The sequence below is a fragment of the Streptomyces sp. 8L genome, assembly GCF_020176795.1.
GTDB lineage: Bacteria > Actinomycetota > Actinomycetes > Streptomycetales > Streptomycetaceae > Streptomyces.
This window is the reverse complement of record NZ_JAIUKE010000539.1, coordinates 1-7,367: the sequence shown is the minus strand read 5'-3', so window position 1 is coordinate 7,367 and position 7,367 is coordinate 1. Positions and strand designations below refer to the sequence as shown.

General features: G+C 67.7%; 5 protein-coding genes, 1 tRNA gene and 1 pseudogene. 4 read left to right on the top strand and 3 right to left on the bottom strand.

Features of this window, described 5'->3' with window-relative positions; all coding sequences use genetic code 11:
• The first annotated feature begins 158 nt into the window (after window positions 1-158).
• Both LCE31_RS33645 and LCE31_RS33640 read left to right on the top strand, forming a co-directional pair.
• Window positions 159-232 (top strand) — tRNA-Pro (locus LCE31_RS33645).
• Between the two features lie 216 nt (window positions 233-448).
• Entirely contained in the window at window positions 449-2,086 is a 1,638-nt protein-coding gene (locus LCE31_RS33640; RefSeq protein ID WP_225021261.1) for a PE-PGRS family protein, read from the top strand.
• Here the strand turns inward: LCE31_RS33640 and LCE31_RS33635 are convergent.
• On the bottom strand, window positions 2,016-2,858 hold the full coding sequence (locus LCE31_RS33635; RefSeq protein WP_225021259.1) for a PE-PGRS family protein: 843 nt from the start codon (window positions 2,856-2,858) through the stop codon (window positions 2,016-2,018). The genes LCE31_RS33640 and LCE31_RS33635 overlap by 71 nt on opposite strands.
• Before the next feature lie 665 nt (window positions 2,859-3,523).
• Between LCE31_RS33635 and LCE31_RS33630 the strand changes: the two genes are divergently transcribed.
• Entirely contained in the window at window positions 3,524-3,772 is a 249-nt protein-coding gene (locus LCE31_RS33630; RefSeq protein WP_225021257.1) for a hypothetical protein, read from the top strand.
• A 146-nt stretch (window positions 3,773-3,918) separates the two neighbouring features.
• On the opposite strand, the gene LCE31_RS33625 is transcribed toward LCE31_RS33630, so the two are convergent.
• Window positions 3,919-5,439 carry a LacI family DNA-binding transcriptional regulator gene (locus LCE31_RS33625; protein ID WP_225021255.1) on the bottom strand — a complete coding sequence of 507 codons (1,521 nt, stop codon included), beginning with the start codon at window positions 5,437-5,439 and terminating at the stop codon, window positions 3,919-3,921.
• 47 nt (window positions 5,440-5,486) lie between these two features.
• A complete protein-coding gene (locus LCE31_RS33620) occupies window positions 5,487-5,873 on the bottom strand; it encodes a helix-turn-helix domain-containing protein (RefSeq protein WP_263632626.1) in 387 nt (128 codons plus the stop codon).
• Window positions 5,874-6,692: 819 nt separating this feature from the next.
• Here LCE31_RS33620 and LCE31_RS33615 point away from each other — a divergent pair.
• Window positions 6,693-7,292 (top strand): annotated as a pseudogene (locus tag LCE31_RS33615) (hypothetical protein); the annotation flags it as partial.
• Window positions 7,293-7,367: the final 75 nt, after the last annotated feature.

The window sequence follows — 7,367 nt, the reverse complement described above, 5'->3', positions numbered from 1 at the left end:
GGGGGGGGGCTTTGCGCCCCCCCCCGGCGGGGCCCCGCCCCCCGCCCCCCCCCCGCGCCGCGGGCCGGATCACGTCCCCACCCCCACCAGAACCGGATTTCGCCTGGGGCCGCGGGTGGGCTAAAGTAAACGTCGTTGCCACAGTACGAGGCAGCGATCGGGGTGTAGCGCAGCTTGGCAGCGCGCTTCGTTCGGGACGAAGAGGTCGTGGGTTCAAATCCCGCCACCCCGACAGAGTAAGACCAGGTCAGGCCCGGTACTGAGAGATCAGTACCGGGCCTGATTTGCGTTGCGGCCCTGTTTTGGGAGCCATTTGGGAGCCGACTTCAGGGAGCGGCTCCCCGGTGGCTCCCAGCGAGAGGTGTTCCGCCTCCGAGTGCGCCGTGCGCTCCGCAAGAGTCACCCCACGGCTTGTGCCGAGGAGACACCAGACGGTACGACGATCGACATGCACCGATGGTCTCCGTTAAATGACCGGCAGCTCGCACTCCTCACCCGCATCGGAGGCGGGGCCGACCCCGTCACGTCGGACAGCCCCGAGTTCGCTCTCACCGCCCGCGCGCTCAAAGAGCGGCGCCTGATCACCATGCCCAAGCAGGATGGAAAGTGGCAGGCGGAGATCACTGACGCGGGGCGCTTCTACCTAGAACACGGCCATCACCCGGACCGGCCGGAACCAGCTCAGCGCAAGCAGCGGTCAACAGGCTCCGGCCAACGGACACGACCGGCCTCTCCCCCGCAGAAGAAAGTCACAGCCCCTTCCCCGACGAAGCCGGCGCCGCAGCGCGCCGCCAAGCCCCCACAGCCGTCACCAGCGGAAGTCGGAGCCGCCTTGATCGCGGAGGTACAGCAGGCTGGACGGTTCCTTCGGATCCCGAACCCCAGCGACGAGGAGCGAGCCCGCTACCGTAGGGCCTTCGACGCGGCTCGGCAGTGTGCCCCCGAGGGATACAGCCTGAAGTACAGCGGGCGGGCGAAGGGGGACTTCTTCCTCGGCCTGCTCCGGGTGACCGGCGAGGACGAGACCGAGTGGAACCGGATCCGGCTGGCGCGCAGCCGCGTGATCACCGATGTCGAGGACGTGATCACCGCAGTCAGCACGGACCACAGCGCCTTCGAGATCTCGGAGGAGGTCCTCCCCCGGGTGCTCTCGCTGCTCCGGCTCTTCGCCGAGGAAGCCCTCGCACGCCACGGCGAGATCGCGGTGTCGAAGAAGCGCAGACAGCCGAGGCCGCTGCTCACCGTCCACGGCAGGACGTACGAGGTCAGCTTCCGCGAACGGCAGAAGCCGGTCCGGTACGTCCCCAAGCAGCCGGGCCGAAGTACGTACGACTGGCAGCGTGTCACCCCGGCCCAGAAGTTCGAGCCGTCCGGCGAACTGGAGCTGCTGGTCAGCCAGCCATCGGGCTACGGCTACGGCTGGAAGAAGGAATGGGCTGACACGGCCAAGAAACCATTGGAGGAGCAGGTCGGTTCAGTCTTCCGGGCGTTGAAGGCGCGCGCGGAGGAGCAGGAGCGGGCTCGCCTGGAACACGAGGAGGAGCAGCAGCGCCTGCGGGAGGAGCGGGAGCGGCAGGAGGCCGAGCGCCGACGTCTGGAAGCGGAGCGAGAGGAGCGCGAGCGGCGGGAGTGGGGGTCCGCCGTCAGCGTGGCTTCGATCAAGGCGGTTCACGCAGTACGGGCCGAGCGCTTCGGCACGGCCTTTGAGCAGTGGCAGGCCGCAGGGGAGATCCGAATGTTCTGTGCCGCTCTGGATGATGCCGCCGCGGCGTCGGAAGATGCCCTCGAAGCCGAGAGGCTGCGAGAGTGGTCGGCTTGGGGGAAGACGGAGGCTGACCTGCTTGACCCCACTCTTAGCGGCAAGGGCTTGGCTTCTCTCAACTTCCATGCGGAGCCGACGGGAGATCAACTGCGGCCGTTCCTCGGCGGCTGGCACCCACACCGGCCGGAGAAGGAAAAGAGGCCCGCTGTTCAGCCAGCGCCGCCCAAGGTGGAGCCAGATCCGTGGCGCGGCCTCATCGACGCACGTCAGGATCAAGGCTGGAGATATGGACGCCCAGGTCGCGCTCAATGGTGGAGGCGATGACGCCGTGGCCGCGGTCACGTAGGGCCTTGACCGCCTTCTCCACCAGTTCTCCGAGCCGGATGACCTCGGCCCGCAGGGCAACCAACTCGTCGTAGCGGTCGGCCTTGTCCTGACCGCACCACGCCCGGACGGTTCGAAGGACTGCCGCCTCCGCGTCCAGCTTGCGCTCGTCACGCCGGCTGTAGGAGTACCAGGAGGGCTGGGCGCGCTCCTGCTCGATGTCCTGCTGCTTGCGGTCCACCTCCGGAAGGATCTCGTCGGCGAGGCGTCCGGCCACGTGGCGGGCGATGCGCTCGGTGACCGGCCACCCTGCCAGGCACATTCCGCGGTGGTTCTCGAACACCATGGTGTCGCCGCGTAGTTCGGCGGCGTCCATGCCGATGAGCGGTGCAGTCTCGTCGAGGCGGCTCAGCTCCAGAACGCCTGCGTCCGCCACCGTTCGGCGCAGTCGCAACCTGTTCTTCGGGCGAACGAATCCGAGGATCATGCGGACGGCCTCGAATTCCGTGCTTCCCCGGACGTGGCGCGAGGACTCCACCAGCGCCAACTCCGCCGCGTCGTCCGCGCGGAACGTATCGACATCCGCCCATGTCTCCACGAGAGAGCCGGAACTGACCCACTCCTGCAGGCCGGAGGCATCGCCTTCGAGAAACCGCACGTGGACCCAGCCAGACCTGCCAGGGCCGCCCACTCGAACGACCTCCACCTGGCGAACCGCGGCGCCAAGCTCCTTCGGCCTCGCGCGGTAGGCCCAGTGCTCGCCAATCTCCATGTGCCTATTGAGCCAGGTCTTGTGGTCCCGACACCGAGCATTTGCGAGAACTCCCAACGAGAGTCGGGCGCACGAGGTTGACGCTGCGCAGCCGGGTATCGCGGGATATACGCGCCTCTGGCGCGAGGCCGGGCCCAGGCCCGTCATCGAGCCTTGCAGGCGTACGCGACTCACTGCGTGCACCGTGACTCACTGCGTGCACCAGAGGCCGAATGACTGGCCGACTGGCCTCTCCGGTACCCCAGGACGCGTACCCGGGCCGCTACTTGCGCGACTTACTCCCCGTCCTGTACAGCGCCGGAGCTGAGGACTTGGGCCACTGGGCAGTGGAGGAGGTCGACTTCCCAGTACCGACGGACGAACCGGGTCAAGCGGTTGTGAACATCCTGGTACATAGCTGGGTCGTCGGACCGATTCAAGCATTGGACTCAGCAAAGTAGCTGGTCAGGGACCCGCGAATGGGCACGGTGAGCAGTGGGCAACGCAGCTGAGGTCCGCACATGCGCGGGATCTCGAATCAGGTCGACGCGCGCTGCAGTCCCCTTCATGTCCCGGGCGCCGCCGGACAGGACCACTGGACTTGCGCGGCTAGCTACTCGCCGTCGCATGCTCCGTTCATCCATTCACCGCGTGCCGCAGTACGCACAAGGAAACAAAGGTTTGGCATGCCCACTACAAATAACTCGCCGGATGAGCCGCAGACGCACGGAGCCACACAGAGCGGGCCCTCTACGCCGACCCAGACTCCGGCCGAGCACCCGGACGCGCAGAACGCCCTCGCCTGGGGAGGGCTCGGGCTGTCCACAGCGGCCGTCATCGCCGGCGCGTTCCTCTGCCTGAAGGGTCACGACGAAGCAGGAATTGATCTCATCAAGGGGGGCTTCTGGGTGGGAAGCATCCGCCTGCGGAAGTAGCGCGAGCTACGCCCTGTGCCGTCGGACTCACGCCGTCCGGTGGCACGGGGCGAACTCCGCGGAAGGGCGCACCGCTTCCTCAGGCAGGTAACGTGAATCCCGGCACGCTCCCGCGTCCGGATGCTTGGAGGCTGCACCCGGGGTGCCTATCGGACGGCGACGGTGCGTGCGCGCAGAAGATCGTTGAGCACGCGCACCGGCGACGTCGGACACACAGCCAGCCGTTCGTCCAGCGCCGCCTCCCACTGCTCGGTCAGCCCCAGCACGAGGCGCTTGCGCATGCCGGGGGTGACGTGGGCGTAGCGCGCCGAGACCGAGCCGTCGATGTGGCCCATGCGTTCGTCCATGAGGACCTTCTCGGTGCCCAAGTCCTCCATCACGGTCCGATGCGTGTGGCGGAGGCCGTGGGGGGTGAGGCCCTTGGCTATTGGGAGCCAGCAGGCGTCGGCCCGATCGCCGGCGCCGCGCCCCCGTGCCGGGACACCGGGCCACGGCTCCCCGAGCAGCGGCACCGGCCGTGCTTCCTGTGGTGCCTTCTTCGGGTACCAGCCGGAGACCGCCGGTGTGAACAGCCAGGTCGCGAAACCGTTCCTGCGCCAGTGGGCGGCGTGCTCTGACACGACGCCACCACGCACGAAGCCGAGGTCCGCGATGGCTTGCTCGACCTTCACTCGCGTGGCTTCGGTGACGCGCTCGGGGTGGTTGAGGACGTTGGACACGGAGCCTGCCGAAACGCCGGCCCGGCGAGCGACGTCGACGAGCTTCGCGCCTTGGTGACCGCCCGTACGCGCCGCCCCTTGTCCTCGGAAGACGTAGGTCTTGCCGTGGCAGGGGCACGGCGCGGGTTTCGTACGAGCGACGTGGTTAGCGACAAGGGCCGCCAGCCATTCCGTCGCGTCGATGGTGCGATAGCTGTCGTCCTTCGGCGGGCAGCGCACCAGCTCGCCCGTGTCGAGTTCGTACAACTGCCACTCCACCCGGACAGCGTCGCGACGGGCGAACCCGGTCTCCAGGCCGACGATCTCGCCCCACCGCATGCCGGTGTAGCCCTTGAGGACGACGGCGACGAACTCGTCGTCGCGGCCTGACAGGAGAGCGGCCCGCTCCGCGGTCAGCAGGATGCCGAGCGGGTCGGTGACGACCTTCTCCGGTCCCCGGTCTCGGGAACGACCGGCCCGTTTTCCGCGCCCGCGTCTCCTTGCCGCCGGGTTCGAGGTGATCAGGCCCTCGTCGATCGCGTCCTCGAAGATCAGGTGGAGGGTCGAGCGCCAGGTCTTGACGCTGGAGGCCGCGTAGAGGGCGGCCTTCTCCTTCTTCTCCCACAGGTCGACGTCCGTGCGCAGGATGCCGGCGAGCGCCTTGTCCTCGAACTCGGGCAGCAGGTGCTCCTCGATGTGGCGCCTGTAGTTCTGCATGGTCGACGCGGCCAAGTCCTGGGACGCGTACCAGCGGTTCGCGTACTCGCCGAAGGTCTCCTGTCCCAGCGCGGGGTCCCGCCAGTCGCCACGTCGGTACTTGTTCTCGGCCTCGCTCGCGGCGCGCTGTGCCTCGCCCTTGGTGGCGAACTTGATCGCCTTGCCGCGTTCGTCGACGACAGTGAGGTGCTTGCCGGGCGCGACCTTGTATCGGCCGCGCCAGTAGGTTGCGCGCTTCTCCGCGAAGCCCAATTCCTGACGTCCTCTTCCTTGTTCCGCTGTGGCTGACAGGTGACCCGCTACACGACCGCGTCGTACAGCGCCCGACGAGGCGGCCGGGAGCGCAGGCCCGGCGTCGAGGCGCCGGATGTCCGGGGAGGTGGCATGGCGGCTGTAGCAGCTGGCGGTACCGGTGCGGGAGCAGCCGTCGCTGTCCGTGCTTGCGGAGGACGCTCTTCGTAGAGGCGGACGATCTCGACGAGGTGGCCGGCGGTGAAGCGGTAGGAGCGGCCGATTCGCGTGTGGGGGATGAGGCGGCGCCGGGCTCGGTCCTTGACCCACCAGGCCGAGCAGCCGAGGGTCTCGGCGATCTCCTCGGGTCGGTAGAGGCGGGGCGGGGAGGCTTCGCCCTGAGTGCCGGAGAGGCCAGAGGTGAGGGCAGGGGGTATCGCGGAGTGACGCTGCAAGGGCGAAGGGTCCTATCTCGGTAGCGGGCGGATGCGGTCGCGGGAGCGGAGCCGGCCTCGTAGCGGGACGCTCGGGCCTTGGAGCAGGACGAGCGGCCGAGGCGAGGATTTCTTCTCCGGTCGCGACGAGGTCGTCGACATCGCCGCAGCGCCTGAGGCGCTCGATCCGGGACAACGCTTCATTCGGCACAGGAGGGCGGAAGGGTCCACCCGGGTGGCCAACTCGCTCTGGAGATCCCTCGTTCGGCGCGGAGGATTTCGTTGGGTGAGGCGGCTCGTATTCCCGCGGTCCCGGTTTCGACTGATCGTGCTGTCATGGCTCCAGTTCAGCGCGCATTCGCCGTTTTGGTTAACCGGCGATCGTCGTCTATGTTGCGTCGCGCACGACTCGTGCCGGGACAGGTCATCGGCGCTACGGGTGCGAGTTCCCCAATGGCTGGGGGCGGCCAAACAGCGTCCTGGCATGCGGTGTTGTGTTGTAGCTTCCTCCCCGCCGGCCGGTCAACGCTTTGACGATGTGATGCTTCTGGCTCGGTATCCGGAGCAACTTTTTGGTCAGAAGCCGATCACGCCTTACCGTTTTCCCACGGCTCTACGCAGCCCGATTCTCGGTGGCCTTTCTGCCGTCAGAGATTCGGCCGCGACGGGCTGGACTTGCACACCTTGGGTGTGGCTATGTTGACGTCACCCCCAGGAAACGCGACCGGCTCCCAGCGCTCACGCGCGAACAGCCGGGCCTCTCCGCTGCCTTCACGTCCGCCCGACCCGACGGTGGGCCGTCACCGCCCGCCCGACGGCAACCGAGTGAGGACCGCCCTCTTGGCACGAATCCGCACCATCAAGCCCGAAGCCTTCGTCTCCGAGTCCCTGGCCACCGTCTCCCTGCCCGCCGAGCGCACCTTCTTCGGTCTGCTCACGCAGGCCGATGACCAGGGACGCCACCGCGACCACGCCGCGATCATCGCCGGACAGCTGTGGGTCCTGCGCCCGGAGCACACGCCCTCCGACGTCGAGCAGGATCTCGCCCAGCTCGCCGACGCGGGGCTGATATGCCGCTACAAGGGGCCGGACGACAAGTGCTACCTGCACATCGTCACCTGGCGGCGGCATCAGAAGATCAACCGACCCAGCGTGAGCCGCCTTCCTGCCTGTCCGCACCACGACGGGTCGGCTCGCACCGCACGGAGCGCCGTCTCAGCGCCTGCGGGAGGAAGCGTCACGGAGCCCTCACCGCGGTCTCAGGCACCGTTCCGCGAAGGCTCCCAGCAAGTGCCCCAACCCGCGGCGAATCGCATCGATGCCGACGAACCAGCAGGTCAGAGCGATTTCACAGAGTCCTCCGCGAGGGAGCAGCGAGGTCTCCGTGAAGGGGCGGTGACACTTCACGCTACGGATCTAGGACCTAGGATCATGGATCTAGTGTCCTGAGTCGTTAATTCGTGTGCAGTATGCGGCGAGGGTGTCGAGGATGTCGTCGGCGGTCTTCGTCCAGAT

What these genes read in the sequence shown, in the direction of transcription:
- LCE31_RS33640 (WP_225021261.1), top strand. Translation starts at nt 449, where the DNA reads ATGCACCGATGGTCTCCGTTAAATGACCGGCAGCTCGCACTCCTCACC.
- LCE31_RS33635 (WP_225021259.1), bottom strand. Translation starts at nt 2,858, where the DNA reads ATGGAGATTGGCGAGCACTGGGCCTACCGCGCGAGGCCGAAGGAGCTT.
- LCE31_RS33630 (WP_225021257.1), top strand. Translation starts at nt 3,524, where the DNA reads ATGCCCACTACAAATAACTCGCCGGATGAGCCGCAGACGCACGGAGCC.